Below are 16,096 nucleotides of genomic sequence, written 5' to 3'. Positions count from 1 at the left end.
ACCAGGTGCAGCGGTAAGGGGAGATCCCCCACTTTAAGGGCGGGCATTGTAGCGCTGTGGGGCAGGGAGGTAAAGCGCCGGGTCGCGTCACCGCTCTCCCGGCGCGCGTCGTGCCGTCAGGTGTTGTCTTTTACCGTCTGGGTAGAGCCGTTGGTTTTGACCGAGGCTATGCCCTTATCACGCGATTGTTCCGTTGCATAAAGCTGGCTGCTGCCAATCACCTGATGGTTGCCCGCCTTTAGATTGAAATGGAACTTCCCGTTCGAGGCCGTTTTCTTCTCATAGCGCTCGTCCAGGGGGCTGTTCGTGCGTACGGAAGCAATGCCGTTTTCGGCGGCACTTTTGCTGGTATAAAGCTCGCTGGTAAGAATGACCTCACCGTTACCCGCTTTCAGCACAAACCTGAACTGACCATCACTGCTTTTATTTAATTCGAACCAACCAGACATAGGTACTCCTTTATCGAAAGTAAAATTATCAGCACCAGTTATAAATAAGCGAACCGGTAAAAAGAGTATGGTTGATTCATGGATTGATTCCAGAAAAGAAAAACCCGCCTGAGGCAGGTTTCAGAGGTGAAATGTTATGCAATCCTGCACGCATCCGCTTCCCAGCGATACCCCACGCCATAAACCGCACGAATAAACGACTGCTCGGCGTCCAGTGCCTCCAGCTTGCGGCGCAGGTTTTTGATATGGCTGTCGATGGTGCGGTCGGTCACGACGCGGTAATCGTCATACAGGTGGTTCAGCAGCTGTTCGCGGGAGAACACTTTTCCCGGCTCGTGAGAGAGGGTTTTCAGCAGGCGGAACTCCGCAGGCGTCAGGTCCAGCAGCTTGCTGCGCCAGCTCGCCTGGAAACGGCTTTCGTCGACAATCAGCGGGCTTTCGGCGTCCAGCACCTGAAGCTCGCGCTGCGGCTTGCAGCGGCGCAGAATGGTTTTCACGCGGGCGACCACTTCACGCGGGCTGTAGGGTTTGCAGATGTAATCGTCTGCGCCAATCTCGAGCCCCAGCAGGCGGTCAATCTCTTCAATTTTGGCGGTGACCATGACGATAGGCACGTCGGAGAAGCGACGAATTTCCCGGCACAGGGTCAGTCCGTCAACGCCCGGCAGCATTAAATCCAGCAGGATCAGATCCGGCGGGGTCTGACGCACGTATGGCAGCACCTGGTCGCCGTGGCTGATCAGTGACGGGGCGTAGCTGGCCGCGCGTAAATAATCGATCAGCAACTGCCCAAGCTTCGGCTCGTCTTCCACAATCAAAATGCGCGGCGTGTTTTCGTCAATCGGTAACTCGGTCATACTTCTCTCGATAAATCCCGTTCCAGAGGTAACTCTACTGTAATGCTAACCCCGCCAAAAGGCGAATGGGCGGCGCGGATCGTGCCATTATGCGCCTCGACGATGTTAACGCAAATCGCCAGCCCCAGGCCGGAACCGCCGCTGGCGCGGTTGCGGGAGCCTTCTGTACGGTAGAAACGTTCAAACAGTTTTTCCAGCTGCGCGTCCTGCACGCCGGGGGCGGAATCCGCGAAGGTGAGGGCAAAGCGCCCGTTTTCCTGCCTGCCGGAGATGTGCAGCCCGCCGCCGCTGTCGGTGTAGCGCAGGCTGTTTTCCAGCAGGTTGTTGAACAGCTGCATCAGCCGGTCTTTGTCGCCAAACACCACCGCGCTGTCCGGCAGGGAGAGCTCGATTTTCAGGTCGCGGCTGGCAAACCGCTCGCGGAACGCGCCGCTGATCACTTCCAGAATGTTAATCACGTCCACCGGCGCCTTCTGGTAGGCCAGCGCGCCTTCGTCGGACATGGAGAGCTGGTGGAGGTCATCCACCAGCTTGGTGAGCGTGCCCACCTCCGCCTGCAGAGAGGCTACCGATTCGGGCGTAAACTGGCGCACGCCGTCCTGAATGGCCTCCAGCTCGCCGCGCAGCACCGCCAGCGGCGTGCGCAGCTCGTGGGAAATATCGGCCATAAAGTCGCGGCGCATCTGCTGGTTCTTCTCCAGCGTGCTGGCAAGCTGGTTAAAATCCTGCGCCAGCTTGCCCAGTTCGTCCTGGCTGCGGGTATCGACGCGGGTGGTGAAATCCCCGGCGGCCAGCTTGTGCGTGCCTTCCACCAGCCGTTTCACCGGAGCGAGCAGGCCGCGCGCCAGCGGGAAGGTGGCGAGCGCGGCGAGCAGGGTGGAGAGGGCAACAATCAGCCAGCTTGTCCGGCGCTGCTGGCGGTCAAAGTTGATGTCGGTGTTGCGCGTCAGGCGCTCCACCGGAGAGGCGATAACCCAGCCGACTGTCGCATTATTGACTTTGATCGCACGACGGGTGCCGTCCGGCGGTATCGGCGCGCGCGGACCCACCAGCGTGCGCATGTCCTGGTCAATCACCCAGAACTGGGTGCGCCAGCCGTGCGGCGGCATGCCTGGCCCCGGGCGATCGTCACCGGTATCGTGCTCCAGCGAGCGCAGGATCTGGAAAATAAAGCGGTCGTTATTGCGCAGAAAACGCCAGTTGCCGTGCTGGGCGTACTGTTCACTCAACGCATCGCTTAAGCCCTGTAAACGCTGTTCATTGCCATGCTTGATGTAATCAATAAAACCGCGCTCAAAGCTGATCCGCACCGCCCAGTGCATGGTGATCAGCAGGACGATACAGGTGGCAAAGATCGCCACAAAGAGCTTACCGGTAATGCCCGGACGCCAGAATTTCATGAACCACTCCTTTTGCCGCGCCTGATGACGACGTTCTTGCTGGTATCATCCGGCACTCTGGCGAAGATGAAAGCGGGCAGGGCGATGATGACCGCCATGCTGAGATAGGTATACAAAAAGACCTGATGCGCCACCGGCGTGTCGACGCTGAGATGGTGCTGGCCGTACATGCCGAGCAGTAAGCCCGCGATGGTCACCCCGACGCTCATTGAGAGCTGCATGATCATCGACAGCAGGCTGTTGCCGCTGCTCGCCAGATCGTCCGGCAGGTCCTTCAGCGTCAGGGTATTCATCGACGAGAAGCGCATGGAGTTGACGATCCCCTGGCAGAACAGTACCAGCGGCAGAACGTAGTACCAGCCCATCAGCGCCACGGCCATAAACAGCAGACTCACCAGCGACAGCCCCAGCGTGGCGGTGACCAGCACGTGACGGTAGCCAAAGCGGTTCACGACCTGCACCACGATGCGCTTCATTCCCATGCTGCCGAGCACCATCGGGATCATCATCAGGCCCGCGTGGAACGGCGAAAATCCCATTCCGATTTGCAGGAAAACGGGCGTCATAAACGGCAGCATGCCGCTGCCGACGCGCCCGGCGAAGCTGCCGAACAGGCCAAGGCGGTAGGTAGGGTTTTTAAACAGGTTCAGGCTGAAGAGCGCTTTATCGTTACCTCTGGCATGCCACAGGTACCACAGTATGGCGGTAACGCCGAGCGCGATCAGGAGCCCGAGCGTCAGGGGCGAAATCCCCAGACCTTTTTGCCCGTCGAGCGCCAGGGTAAGCGTGGCCATGCCCGCCGCCAGCAGAATAAAGCCAAAGAAATCAAAGCGCCGCGTCTGCATTTTGTAGTTCGGCATCAGCGTCAGGGTGGCGATGGCACCGATGATGCCAACAGGAAGATTGATTAAGAAAATCCAGTGCCAGGAGGCGTACTCCACCAGAATGCCGCCGAGCGCCGGGCCCAGCAGCGGCCCCACCTGACCGGGCAGGGTGACAAAGGTCATCGCCGCCATGTACTGCTCGCGCGGCACAATTTTCATCACCGTTAGCCGCCCGACGGGGATCATCATCGCCCCGCCAACACCCTGCAGCACGCGCGCCATCACCAGCTGGTCGAGGGTATTGGCCTGGGCGCAAAACAGCGAGCCGGTGGTAAACAGCACGATGGCGGTAAAGAAGATATTCCGCACGCCGACCTTATCGGCCAGCCAGCCGCTGGCGGGCAGCATCACGGCAACCGTCAGCACGTAGGAGACAATCACCATGTGCATATGCAGCGGGCTCTCCCCCAGGCTTTTCGCCATGGAGGGGAGGGCAGTGTTGACGATGGTCGTATCCAGCGACTGCATAAAAAAGCCGAAGGCGACTATCCATAACTGCCAGCGAACGTTAGCGGGGAGATCTGTCATCTACTCAGTCACCGTGGTTCTGTTTTTACGCGAAAAGCGCAGCCGCAGGCGGTCGAAGAACAGATAGACCACCGGCGTGGTGTACAGCGTCAGTAGCTGGCTCATCACCAGGCCGCCGACAATGGTGATCCCCAGCGGCTGGCGCAGCTCCGAGCCGTCGCCGCCCGAGATCACCAGCGGCAGCGCGCCAAACAGCGCCGCCAGGGTGGTCATCATAATCGGACGGAAGCGCAGCAGGCAGGCCTGGAAGATCGCCTCTTCCGGCGACAGATTGCCGTTGCGCTGGGCGTCCAGGGCGAAATCGACCATCATGATCGCGTTTTTCTTCACAATGCCGATCAATAGCATGATCCCGATAAGCGCGATAAGGCTGAACGGCGCGCCGAACAGCTCCAGCGCCAGCAGCGCCCCCACGCCCGCAGACGGCAGCGTTGAGAGAATGGTCAGCGGGTGAACGTAGCTCTCATACAGCACGCCCAGCACAATATAAACCGTGGCGATGGCGGCCAGAATCAAAATCACCTGCGAGTTCATCGTCTCCTGGAACACCTGCGCGGTCCCGGCAAAGCTGCCGCGCACGGTGGACGGCACGCCAAGCTGCGTCATCGCGCGGTTGATAGCGTCGCTGGCTTCAGAAAGCGACGAGCCGGCGGGCAGGTTAAAGGAGATGGTCGACGCCGCCGAAAGTCCCTGATGGTTCACCGACAGCGGCGCGTTGGCAGGCTGCCAACTGGCAAAGTAGGAGAGCGGAATCGCCTTGCCATCGTTGTTAATCACAAACATTTTGTCCAGCGCGCTGATGTCCTGGGTGTAGCGCGGGTCAACTTCCATCACCACCTTGTACTGGTTCATCGGCTGGTAGATGGTGGAGATCTCGCGCTGGCCGAAGGCGTTGTTCAGCAGGCTGTTGGCGGCTTCAACGTTAATGCCCAGACGCGACATGGTTTCGCGGTCGTAGGTCAGGGCCATCTCGGCACCGTTGTCCTGCTGATCGGAGTTGACGTCCGCCAGCTCCGGCAGGGCGGCCAGCGCCTTGCGGATCTTCGGCTCCCACTCGCGCAGGGCGGCTAAATCGTCCGAGAGCAACGTGTACTGATAGCTGGCGTTCGCCTGACGGCCGCCGACGCGGATATCCTGAACGGCCATCAAAAACAGATTAGCGCCCGGCTCTTTGGCGAGCTTCACCCGCAGGCGGTCAATCACCTGCTGGGCGGTTTCGTTGCGCTCGCCGCGCGGTTTCAGGGTAATAAACATCATCCCGCTGTTAACGCGTGACCCGCCGGTAAAGCCGGTGACGTTATCCACGGCTTTGTCTTCCCGAATGATCTTCATAAAGTCCTGCAGCTTGCCGCGCATCGCCTGGAACGAAATGCTCTGGTCTGCCTGAATACCCCCCATCAGCACGCCGGTGTCCTGCTCCGGGAAGAAGGTTTTCGGGATGGTGATGTACATCCAGACGTTGAGCACGATGGTGCCAATCAGCACCAGGCCAACCAGTCGGGTATGGTTCAGCACCCACTTCAGCGATTTGCCATACCCTTCCTGCATCGCCATCAGGAAACGGCCAAAGCCTTTACGGCGCGGCTGCGAGTGCGGCTTGCTGCGCTTGAGCATCCAGCCGCTCATCATCGGCGTGAGCGTTAAGGAGATAACCAGCGAAATGCCGATGGCAACCGACAGCGTGACGGCAAACTCCCGCAGCAGACGGCCCGGCAGCCCGCCCATCAGCAGCAGCGGCAGGAATACCGCCACCAGTGACAGGCTCATGGAGAGCACCGTAAAGCCCACCTCGCGCGTGCCCTGCAGGGCAGCCTGCAGCGGCTTCACGCCCGCCTCCAGGTGGCGGGAAATGTTCTCCAGCACCACGATGGCATCATCCACCACGAAGCCCGTGGCAATTGTCAGGGCCATCAGCGACAGGTTGTTGAGGCTAAACCCGCACAGGTACATGGCGGCAAAGGTACCGATCAGCGATACCGGCACGGCCACCGCCGGAATAAGCGTCGCCCGGCCGGAGCGCAGGAACAGGAACACCACCAGGATCACCAGCGCGACGGAGATAATCAGCGTTTGCTCCACCTCTTCAAGCGAGGCGCGAATGGTCGGGGAGCGATCCTGGGCAATTTGCAGATCGATTGCTGCCGGGATGGTCTCCTGCAGGTCCGGAAGACGGGCGCGAATGCTGTTTACCGTCTCAATAATGTTTGCTTCCGGCAGCTTGCGGATCATCAGCAGAATGGCCGGTTTAGCGTTGGTCATCCCGGCGTTACGCACGTCCTGCACCGAGTCGGTGACGCTGGCAACGTCGCTCAAGCGAACCGCCGCGCCGTTGTTGTAGTGAATAATGAGCGGCTGATACTCCGCCGCGGTTTTCAGCTCGTCATTGGTGTGGATCTGCCAGCGGTGGCTACCGTCCTCAATCGCCCCCTGCGGTTTGCGGACGTTGGCGTTGCTGATGGCGGAGCGCACGTCGTCCAGCGACACGCCCTGGTTGAACAGCGCCTGCGGGTTTAGGCCCACGCGCACGGCGGGCAGGGAACTCCCGCCGACGCTCACGTCACCCACGCCGTTAATTTGTGAGATTGTCTGCGCCAGCTGGGTAGACGCAAAGTCGTAAAGCTGCCCCTGCGAATACGTATCCGAGGTCAGCGTCAGGATCATGATCGGCGCATCGGACGGGTTGGCCTTGCGGTAGGTTGGGCGGCTCGGCATCCCGCTCGGCAGCAGGCTTTGTGCGGCGTTGATGGCGGCCTGCACGTCCCGCGCCGCGCCGTTAATATCCCGGTCGAAGCTGAACTCCAGAATGATGCGCGTGCTGCCGAGCGAGCTGCTGGAGGTCATCTCGTTGACCCCCGCAATCCGCCCGAGCGAGCGCTCCAGCGGCGTGGCAACGGACGAGGCCATGGTTTCCGGTGACGCACCCGGCAGCGAGGCGCTGACCATAATCACCGGGAAATCCACCTGTGGCAGCGGGGCCACCGGCAGCAGCCGGAAGCCCAGCACGCCGCAGAGGGTAATGGCGAGCGAGATTAAAATCGTCGCCACCGGACGATAAATGAAGAGGGCGAAAAACTTCACTTATGCCTCCTCTTCACGTTTCGGGAAGCGGCTTTTGGTCCACAGCGCCAGGCGGTCAAACAGCAGGTAGATCACCGGCGTGGTGAAGAGCGTTAGCACCTGGCTCACCAGCAGACCGCCGACCATGCCGATACCCAGCGGACGACGCAGCTCCGCGCCGACGCCGGTGCTGAGCATCAGCGGCAGCGCGCCCAGCAGGGCGGCCAGCGTGGTCATCAGGATTGGACGAAAACGCAGCAGACAGGCCTGGAAGATGGCATCGCGCGGCGACATGCCCTGCTCGCGCTCGGCGGCCAGGGCGAAGTCGATCATCATGATGGCGTTTTTCTTCACGATACCGATGAGCAGGATGATGCCGATGATGGCAATGACGTCCAGCTCGCTGCCCGCCAGCATCAGCGCCAGCAGCGCTCCGACGCCCGCCGTCGGCAGGGTAGAGAGGATGGTGATCGGATGGATAAAGCTTTCGTACAGCACCCCGAGCACGATGTACATCGCCACGACCGCCGCGACGATCAGCCAGATGGTGTTACCCAGCGCGGCCTGAAACGCCAGCGTGCTGCCCTGGAACTGGGTCTGAATATCGGATGGGAAGCTTACCGCTTTTTCAGCCGCCTGAATGGCCTCCACCGCTTCGCCGAGAGAATAATTGTCCGGCACGTTGAAGGAAATGGTGGTGGACGGGAACTGATCCAGATGGTTAATCGACAGCGGGGTATAGCGTTCTTCCACCGTGGCGATAGCGCTCAGCGGCACAATACCACCGTCTTTGCTGGTCAGGCGCACCGAGTCCAGCCCCGCAAGGCCGGGCGTATTCTCCGTGTTGTGCTCCAGCACCACGCGATACTGGTTCGCCTGGGTGTAGATGGTGGAGATCAGGCGCTGACCGAAGGCGTTGTACAGGGCGTTGTCCACGTCCGACATGGTGATGCCCAGACGGCTGGCGGCGTCGCGGTTGACGTTCACGTAGGCCGCCAGCCCTTTGTCCTGCCAGTCGCTGCTGACGTCGGAGAGCTGCGGCAGGGTGTTAAGCTTATTCACCAGCTGCGGCACCCAGGTGCTGAGGGCGTCCAGCGAGGTGGCCTGCAGCGTGAACTGGTACTGCGTGCGGCTGACCTGGGTATCAATGGTCAAATCCTGAATCGGCTGCAGGTAAAGCTCAACGCCCGGCACGCGTGCGACGGCGTTTTGCAGCCGCTCAATGACGGCGTTGACGCGGTCGTCTCGTTCATCCAGCGGCTTGAGGTTGATCTGCAGACGCGCGCTGTTGAGCGACGGGTTGGTGCCGTCGACGCCCACGTAGGAGGTCAGGCTCTCGACCGCCGGATCTTTCATGACGATCTCAGACACCTGCTGCTGGCGCTGGGCCATACTGGCGAAGGAGACCGACTGCGGGGCCTGAAGCGTGCCCTGAATAATGCCGTTGTCCTGGATGGGGAAGAAACCTTTCGGAATGAAAATCCACAGCATCACGCTGAGCGCCAGCGTTCCCAGCGCCACGCCGAGCGTGGCCCACGGATGGTTAAGGACTTTCGCCAGCACGCGACCGTAGGCGGCAATAATCCGCTCGAACATGCGCTCGGAGGCGCGGGAGAAGCGGTTTTGCTTGCGCAGGGATTCATGGCTCAGCATGCGGGCACACATCATCGGCGTCAGGGTCAGCGACACCACGGCGGAGATCAAAATGGCGACGGCCAGCGTGACGGCAAACTCGCGGAAAAGACGCCCGACGATATCGCCCATGAACAGCAGCGGGATCAGCACCGCAATCAGCGAGAAGGTCAGCGAGATAATGGTAAAGCCGATCTCGCCCGCGCCTTTCAGCGCGGCCGCCAGCGGTTTTTCGCCTTTCTCGATATAGCGCGAAATGTTCTCAATAACGACGATGGCGTCATCCACCACGAACCCGGTGGCGATGGTGAGCGCCATCAGCGTCAGGTTGTTAATCGAAAAATCGAGGAACACCATTACCGCAAAGGTCCCGACCAGCGAGAGCGGCACGGCGACGGCGGGAATAATGGTTGCCGGAACGTTGCGCAGGAACAGATAGATGATCATGACCACCAGCGCAATCGCCAGCATCAGCTCAAACTGGGTGTCGGTAACCGACGCGCGAATGTTCGTGGTGCGGTCGGAAAGCACCTTCACGCTGACTGATTTCGGCAGGCTTTCGATCAGCTGCGGCAGCATGGTGCGGATGCTGTCGGCGGTTTCGATGATGTTAGCGCCCGGCTGGCGCTGCACGTTCATCACGATTGCCTGCTGCCTGTTGGCCCAGGCGCCGAGCCAGCTGTTTTCGGCACCTTGTTCCACAGTCGCCACGTCGCCCAGACGCACCGGGGCGCCGTTCTGGTAAGCAATAATCAGCTGACGGTATTCATCGGCGGACTGCATCTGATCGTTGGCAGAGAGCGTCACGGCGCGGGTGGGGCCGTCCAGCGAGCCTTTTGCCGAGTTAACGTTGGCACTGCTGATGGCGGTGCGGATAGTTTCGCTGGTCAGGCCCAGCGCGGCAATCGCCTGCGCGTTCAGCTTTACGCGCACGGCGGGACGCTGGCCGCCCGCCAGCGTGACGAGGCCGACGCCGGAGACCTGCGAAATCTTCTGCGCCACGCGCGTTTCGACCATGTCTTCAACCTGGGTCATCGGCATGGCGGAGGAAGTGACGGCCAGCGTCATGATCGGCGGATCCGCCGGGTTCACCTTGCTGTAGACCGGCGGGTTAGGCAGGTCCGAAGGCAGCAGGTTGGTGGCGGCGTTGATGGCGGCCTGTACCTCCTGCTCGGCGACGTCCAGCGACAGCGTCAGCTGGAACTGCAGCGTCACAACGGATGCCCCGCCGGAACTCTGGGAGGACATCTGTTTTAGCCCCGACATCTGCCCAAACTGGCGCTCCAGCGGGGCGGTAATGGCGGATGTTACCACGTCCGGGCTGGCCCCGGGATAGAGAGTGACAACCTGAATCGTTGGGTAATCCACCTCCGGCAGCGCCGACACGGGCAGGAAGCGATAGCCGATAATCCCGGCGAGCAGGATCGCCACCATCAGCAGCGTGGTGGCGACAGGACGGAGGATAAACAGGCGTGACGGCCCACCTGTAGAGCCTGGGGGCATCACCTGCATCAGGATTTCTCTCCCTGTTTCGCAGGTTCAACCACTTCCACTTTGGCCCCTTCGGTCAGGCGGTCGATGCCGTCTGTCACCACGCGGTCGCCTGCGGAAAGGCCAGCGGCGATGACCACCGTCTGGCTGTCCTGAATCCCGGTTTTCACCAGGTGCTTGCTGACCTTATTGTCGCTGTTAAGTACCCAGACGAAGTTACCTTCATTACCCATCTGCAGCGCGGCGGTGGGGATCACCACCGCGTTCTCTTCGGTCGCGACCAGCATTCGCGCATTGACGAACTGGTTCGGGAAGAGGGCATCGTCCTGGTTATTAAAGCGCGCCTTCAGCTTGATGGTGCCGGTGGTGGTGTCAATCTGGTTATCCAGGCTTAGCAGGGAACCTTCGCTCAATTTCTGCTTGTTGGTGCGATCCCAGGCTTCCACCACCAGCCCCTTTCCGGATTTTTGCGCCTGCACCACGGTCGCAATATCGCTTTCCGGCAGGGTAAAGACTAAATCAATCGGGTGAGTCTGGGTGATCACCACGATGCCCGTGGTGTCGCCGCTGGAGATCTGGTTGCCAATATCGACCTGCTTCAGGCCCACGCGTCCGTCAATCGGCGCGGTGATGCGGCTCCAGTCCAGCTGCAGCTGGGCGCTGGCCACGGCGGCTTCGTCGGCTTTGATGGTGCCCTGCGTTTCGCTGACCAGCGACTGCTGCGTGTCCAGTTCCTGACGAGACACGAGGTTGGTTTTCACCAGCTGCTGGTAGCGCGCCAGATCGCGACGGGTGTTGGCGAGGGTGGCTCTGTCTTTCGCAAGCTGTCCCTGCGCCTGGGCGAGGGCGACCTTAAACTGGCTCGGGTCGATTTCCGCCAGCAGATCGCCAGCTTTGACCTGCTGACCTTCCTGGAAGTGAATGGCCTGAAGCTGGCCGTCGACGCGGCTGCGCACCGTCACGGTGTTGGCGGCGGTAATGGTCCCAAGGCCCGTAAGGTAGCGAGGAACGGCTTTATTCACGGCCGTCGCCGCCTGTACCGGCGCCAGCGCGCCACCGCGCATGCCGTGACGCCCTCCGCCTGCCGGGCGCTGTGCCTGACTGCTGGCACCGGCGGGAGCGGCGGAGTTCGCGGATTGACTGTGCCAGTACCAGGCGGTGGCAAGGACCACCACAATGATGCCAGCGGCGATTGCCCAGCGGGATTTGTTACTGCCTTTCATCGTTATACGTTCTCATCCTGAATACTTCGGGGAATGATACTAGTTTAGTCAGCTAACACAGCGGAAAAATGGAGGAAATATGGAAGACTGTCTGGAATTGTCTGAATGAAGCCGGTGTGGCTTCGTTGCGTGGCGCTTCGCGGATTCTGTTTAATCCAGGAAAATTCTTTATTCGCGGAATATTCCGAAGTGACTCCGTTCAGATGAAAAATATAACCCGTTGCTCATCATTTATTATTTACCAACAGTCCAGGAATATTCCTGTTATTATTAATGTGGTATAGGATTTTTCCCGTCAACACTAAATTGATGCATTTTTTTAGCAAAAATTTAACAAATATTTTTGTTTTGAACCAGGTTCAATAGTTAATTGATTCACAATGCTTTTTGGTTTTTCCGCATTCTTTTCCTATTTTGATTTGTATCAAAACAGGAAAATAGATTTAAAATCTCTGATTTGTGTTAATTTCGGAATTAAAAACCACTTATTAAACATTTATTGGATTTTAATATTATAACAAAGCGTTGCCAACCGATTATTGATAAGTAAATTCTTAGAAGTATTAAGGTTTTTCGTATTTTATGGTGTTGTGAGGAAGGTTATTTCGAATAATAATTTTTTGGCGCAGCAAATCTCGCTCGCAATTAAATGGAGCATCCTGGTTCTTATATAAAGAGTGCCTGGTTGCGCGTTTGTTCTCAGGAGAAAAAAATGAAAAAGTTATTACTGGTGGCCTCTCTGGTTTCTGTATTCGCAGCAGCAAATGCAATGGCTGATGTGACTGCATCAGCTACAGCGTCATGGGATGCTACTGCTACAAAAGATACAACCAGCATGCTGGTTGTTACTCCGCTAAACTCTCTGACTTTCCAGTATGCGGAAGGCCTGAACGGGTTCAACACTCAGGACGGCGCTTTTGACGTAACCATTCAGGGACAAGAAAGTGCGACAGATTTCGAGCTGACTGCACAGGTCATCAGCAATACGCTGACCAACGCAAGCGGCGATGCGTCTACGCTGGACGTGGGTGTGGCATGGAACGGCAATGCGCTTTCCAGCGCGTCTGAGACCGTACTGGTTAACTCCTCTTCAACCTCTGGCCTCGAAAGTCTGATGGCGGATGGTGCTTATAACGGTGCTGAGCGCGTGAGCGATCAGTCCAGCTTCAAGTTCTCCATCTCCTCTGCTACCTCTGACGGTACGACTCCGGTAACAGATTACTCAGCGCTGCCTGACGGCTACTGGACTGGCGATGTGAAAGTACAGTTCAACGCGACCTGGACCACGCCAGCGTAATGAATAAAATTCGGGAGAGTCACTCTCCCGAATTTTCTCAGGAAATAAGTAATGACTAAATATGTGCCAATAGCCATGTTGGTAGGGGTTGCCATATCCTTTTCCAGCTGGGCAATTAATGTGGGTGATATCACGTCGATAATGACTTCCGAAGCGAGTTCATTATCGAAAGAAATTATCAACACGACGGATTCAGCGCGCTACGTAAGCGTGACGGTAAAACAACTCTCCTCTCCGCTGCCCGGCGGCGTAGAGCTGAACGTTAATCCCGGTGAATTATTGTCGACTCCCGCCAACCTTATTCTTCCAGGCGAGGCAAAAGACGTTTTCCGCTTTTTCTATAAAGGCCCGGAGGATGATAAAGAGCGCTATTACCGTCTGCAGTGGATAGACGAGCCGATTAGTGAAAGCGCCACAACCAAAGCCGGTAAGGCCGCGACGGCCACGGCCTCGGCGGAAATTGGCACCATTCTGGTGGTTGCCCCGCGCAAGGAGCGCTTCGACTACAGCCGTCAGGGTGACCTGATTACGAATACCGGCAATGTTTCCTTCCGTGTGATCGCCTATGGCACCTGCAAGGACAAGGCGCAGGATCAGGGCAGGGGCTGCCGCGAGCGTTACTACGTTATGCCGGGTACAAAAATAAGGCTGCAAAAAAGCGATGTGTCGAACAGCCGTACCCGTATTGGCATCTGGCACGGCAAGCAATTTATTACAGTGAAGTAAAAACATAACGCCATTACCGGTACCAAAAATTAAAATGCCGATGTGTAAGGATGCGTATGTCATTTAAATATCTCGTTGGGGGAAGTGTATTTCTCTCGTTAGTGTTAACACCAGGTTTTGCACATTCTGCGCCAGTGAAGATCGGGAAATACGTTATTCCTGGCGCGTTTGCCCATTCGCTGGAGCAGGGAATGACGGTTCCGGTATTTATTCGTTATCAGGAAACGGACGAAAAGAGTCAGCAGCAAATTGCGGACGCGGTGATCTCTCTGGTCGACGGGAATATTACCGTGAAGTCGATTATGGTTTCCGACCTGCCAAATAACGCCGTGCTGTCGGATAAAACCCGCGCCATGGTGGAAAAAATCGCTGACGCTAAGTTTGTCGATAACACTGCGATTGCCCTGACGCCGGAAGCCCGCCTGCAACTGAACGTTTCGTCGTTTCACCTGGAGATGATCGTCAGCCGGGACGCGCTGACCGAGGCGGTCGTGGCGCGCAGCACCTTATTAGGCCCGTCCAGCGTGGACAGGCTCTCTAACGTGCTTAATTACAATTTCGGTACCTATTACAACGACTATCAGAACGGCAGCAGCTCGCGCAGCTATTTAACGCTGGATAACACCCTGTCGCTTCGGGAGCATCACTTCAATATTAACGGTTCGGTATATGGTATTGGCCAGAGCAACAGTTCGAGCAAGGTGTATCGCGCGATGTACGAGCGCGACTACGAGGGCTATCGCCTGGCGCTGGGGATGCTGGACACGTGGAACGTGCAGTCCATTGCCAGCCTGAACGCGCTGAACGGCGGAAAAATCTACGGTGCCAGCTACGGCAACAAAGGCAGCACAGTGGTGGAAAATACCGCGCTGTCGCTGACTCCCATTACGGTCTTTCTTCCCGCCGCCGGGGAAGTCCACGTCTTCCGCGACGGGCGCCTGCTGAGCGTGCAGAACTTCAACATGGGCAGCTACGAAATTGACACCAGCCGTTTTCCCTACGGGGTGTACGACGTGACGGTGGATATCGTGGTGAACGGTCGCACGGTGAACACCCGCGTCAGCCGCGTGAATAAAATCTTCGCGCGCCAGCAGGCCACCGGGCTGGACCAGCTCTCATGGCAGGTGTTCGGCGGATCGCTGGATTACGATCGCGTAAGCTACAAGCGCAATCACTACCACAATGCCGGCAGCGAGCAGACCTGGATTGCCGGCGGCGCGGCCTCTCTGACGCTGGCGATCCTCTCCGGCCTGAACGTGAAGTCCACGCTGTATGGCTTTGATTCCAACGCCGTGAACGAAACCGACCTGACCTTAAACGTTAATGAATACGTGAGCGTGGGCACTCAAACGCTGGTGGCAAACGACGGCACCTGGCGCAACGTCAGCAGCGTGAGCCTCAACGCTCCCGGCGGGTTTGGCTCGGTGTGGGCGTCACGCGAGGACAGCAAAATCGGCGACCGTTTGCCGGTGCAGGAGCGCGATAACTACTCCATTGGCGGTACGATTAACCTCGGACGCTTTATTTCGCACGGGGGATCGCTGACGGTGAGCCAGACGGAAAACCGCTACTCGGGCAACAAATATCGCAACCTGGATTACAGCACCACGCTGTACGCTGGGCGTTACGCCACCGTCGGCCTGCGCGCCGGGGTGCAGCGCTATTACTACAACAACCGTAATGACGACGGTCGTCAGGAGCGTTACGTCAGCCTCGACTTCTCGCTGCCTCTGGCCTCCTGGCTAAGCGTCGGGGCATCGCGGGATCGTTACGGTGCAACGCAGGGCAACATCAGCGCCCGCAAGCAGTTTGAAGACGGGCCAATTACCTCGGCGGGGATCGCGGCCTCCACCCGCCTGAGCGGCGAGCAGAACTACGGCAACGATTATTCCGTGAACGGCAACATGAGTTACGCCACCAAATACAACGCCGGGACGGTCTCCGTTACACGATCGGCGGATAACGCCACCAACCTGAACTTCTCATCCCAGGGTTCGGTTGCCTGGGCAGGGGGCGATTTCGGCCTCAGCAAAGAGCGCCAGCGTTCCGGCATCATCGTGAAAACCGGGCTGGCAGGGGACGGCAAGCTGGCGGCAAAAATCAATAACCGTCACTACGTCCTGAGCGGCAAATCGAGCTTTATCGCGCTGCCGCCGTACGCCCAGTACAAGCTGGAGATTATGAACGACCGCAACTCCGAGGACAGCTTCGATATCGTCTCCGGGCGTAAGCAGTCGCTGAACCTCTATCCGGGCAACGTTGGTGTGGTGGCGCCGGAAGTGAAAAGCATGGTGACTGTTTTCGGGCGCGTGCGCTATCCGAACGGACAGCTCGCGGCCAATACCGATATTCATAACCACATCGGTAAAACGCGCACCGATGCGAAAGGTGAGTTCGCGATTGATATCGATAAGACATTCCCCGTCATTACCCTTGTTTCGGCGAATGGCAACATCTGCGAAGCCGATTTAGATCTGGAAAAAGCCCGCGGAGCTGCGTGGGTCGGGGACGTGCAATGCGCACTGCAATCGACTATGGCGAAGAGATAATGC

General features: G+C 58.3%; 10 protein-coding genes. 3 read left to right on the top strand and 7 right to left on the bottom strand.

Features of this window, described 5'->3' with window-relative positions; genetic code table 11:
- Positions 1-116: 116 nt before the first annotated feature.
- From V1566_RS18070 to V1566_RS18040, 7 genes are all read right to left on the bottom strand, one after another.
- The gene (locus V1566_RS18070) at positions 117-449 is read right to left on the bottom strand and encodes a YegP family protein (protein WP_395304211.1); all 333 of its coding nucleotides are present in this window, start codon (positions 447-449) and stop codon (positions 117-119) included.
- 134 nt (positions 450-583) lie between these two features.
- Positions 584-1,306, bottom strand: coding sequence for a two-component system response regulator BaeR (gene baeR / locus V1566_RS18065; protein ID WP_395304210.1), 723 nt, complete (start codon positions 1,304-1,306; stop codon positions 584-586).
- Positions 1,303-2,706 carry a two-component system sensor histidine kinase BaeS gene (gene baeS, locus V1566_RS18060; RefSeq protein WP_395304209.1) on the bottom strand — a complete coding sequence of 468 codons (1,404 nt, stop codon included), beginning with the start codon at positions 2,704-2,706 and terminating at the stop codon, positions 1,303-1,305. Before baeS ends, baeR begins: the two co-directional genes overlap by 4 nt.
- Positions 2,703-4,118, bottom strand: coding sequence for an MFS transporter (locus V1566_RS18055; protein WP_395304208.1), 1,416 nt, complete (start codon positions 4,116-4,118; stop codon positions 2,703-2,705). The genes baeS and V1566_RS18055 overlap by 4 nt, the downstream gene beginning before the upstream one ends.
- Positions 4,119-7,196, bottom strand: coding sequence for a multidrug efflux RND transporter permease subunit MdtC (gene mdtC, locus V1566_RS18050; RefSeq protein ID WP_395304207.1), 3,078 nt, complete (start codon positions 7,194-7,196; stop codon positions 4,119-4,121).
- Positions 7,197-10,319 carry an MdtB/MuxB family multidrug efflux RND transporter permease subunit gene (locus V1566_RS18045; RefSeq protein ID WP_395304206.1) on the bottom strand — a complete coding sequence of 1,041 codons (3,123 nt, stop codon included), beginning with the start codon at positions 10,317-10,319 and terminating at the stop codon, positions 7,197-7,199.
- A complete protein-coding gene (locus V1566_RS18040; RefSeq protein ID WP_395304205.1) occupies positions 10,319-11,521 on the bottom strand; it encodes an MdtA/MuxA family multidrug efflux RND transporter periplasmic adaptor subunit in 1,203 nt (400 codons plus the stop codon). The genes V1566_RS18045 and V1566_RS18040 overlap by 1 nt, the downstream gene beginning before the upstream one ends.
- Before the next feature lie 712 nt (positions 11,522-12,233).
- Between V1566_RS18040 and V1566_RS18035 the strand changes: the two genes are divergently transcribed.
- Genes V1566_RS18035 through V1566_RS18025 form a run of 3 tightly spaced genes read left to right on the top strand, consistent with a single transcriptional unit; the run spans position 12,234 to position 16,093 of the window.
- Positions 12,234-12,818, top strand: coding sequence for a common pilus major fimbrillin subunit EcpA (locus V1566_RS18035; RefSeq protein ID WP_023336292.1), 585 nt, complete (start codon positions 12,234-12,236; stop codon positions 12,816-12,818).
- A gap of 51 nt (positions 12,819-12,869) precedes the next feature.
- Positions 12,870-13,544: a hypothetical protein gene (locus tag V1566_RS18030; protein WP_395304204.1), complete on the top strand. Its 675-nt coding sequence runs from the start codon at positions 12,870-12,872 to the stop codon at positions 13,542-13,544.
- 56 nt (positions 13,545-13,600) lie between these two features.
- Entirely contained in the window at positions 13,601-16,093 is a 2,493-nt protein-coding gene (locus V1566_RS18025) for a TcfC E-set like domain-containing protein (protein ID WP_395304203.1), read from the top strand.
- The last annotated feature ends 3 nt before the right edge of the window (positions 16,094-16,096 follow it).

This window comes from Enterobacter sp. ECC-019, assembly GCF_043974075.1.
Taxonomy (GTDB): domain Bacteria; phylum Pseudomonadota; class Gammaproteobacteria; order Enterobacterales; family Enterobacteriaceae; genus Enterobacter; species Enterobacter asburiae_D.
Note: the sequence above shows the minus strand (reverse complement) of the source record. Positions and strands in the feature narration are given on the sequence as shown.

Excerpts from the sequence above, each read along its gene's own strand:
- V1566_RS18070 (WP_395304211.1), bottom strand. The coding sequence starts at position 449 with ATGTCTGGTTGGTTCGAATTAAATAAAAGCAGTGATGGTCAGTTCAGG.
- baeR (WP_395304210.1), bottom strand. The coding sequence starts at position 1,306 with ATGACCGAGTTACCGATTGACGAAAACACGCCGCGCATTTTGATTGTG.
- baeS (WP_395304209.1), bottom strand. The coding sequence starts at position 2,706 with ATGAAATTCTGGCGTCCGGGCATTACCGGTAAGCTCTTTGTGGCGATC.
- V1566_RS18055 (WP_395304208.1), bottom strand. The coding sequence starts at position 4,118 with ATGACAGATCTCCCCGCTAACGTTCGCTGGCAGTTATGGATAGTCGCC.
- V1566_RS18045 (WP_395304206.1), bottom strand. The coding sequence starts at position 10,319 with ATGCAGGTGATGCCCCCAGGCTCTACAGGTGGGCCGTCACGCCTGTTT.
- V1566_RS18040 (WP_395304205.1), bottom strand. The coding sequence starts at position 11,521 with ATGAAAGGCAGTAACAAATCCCGCTGGGCAATCGCCGCTGGCATCATT.
- V1566_RS18035 (WP_023336292.1), top strand. The coding sequence starts at position 12,234 with ATGAAAAAGTTATTACTGGTGGCCTCTCTGGTTTCTGTATTCGCAGCA.
- V1566_RS18030 (WP_395304204.1), top strand. The coding sequence starts at position 12,870 with ATGACTAAATATGTGCCAATAGCCATGTTGGTAGGGGTTGCCATATCC.
- V1566_RS18025 (WP_395304203.1), top strand. The coding sequence starts at position 13,601 with ATGTCATTTAAATATCTCGTTGGGGGAAGTGTATTTCTCTCGTTAGTG.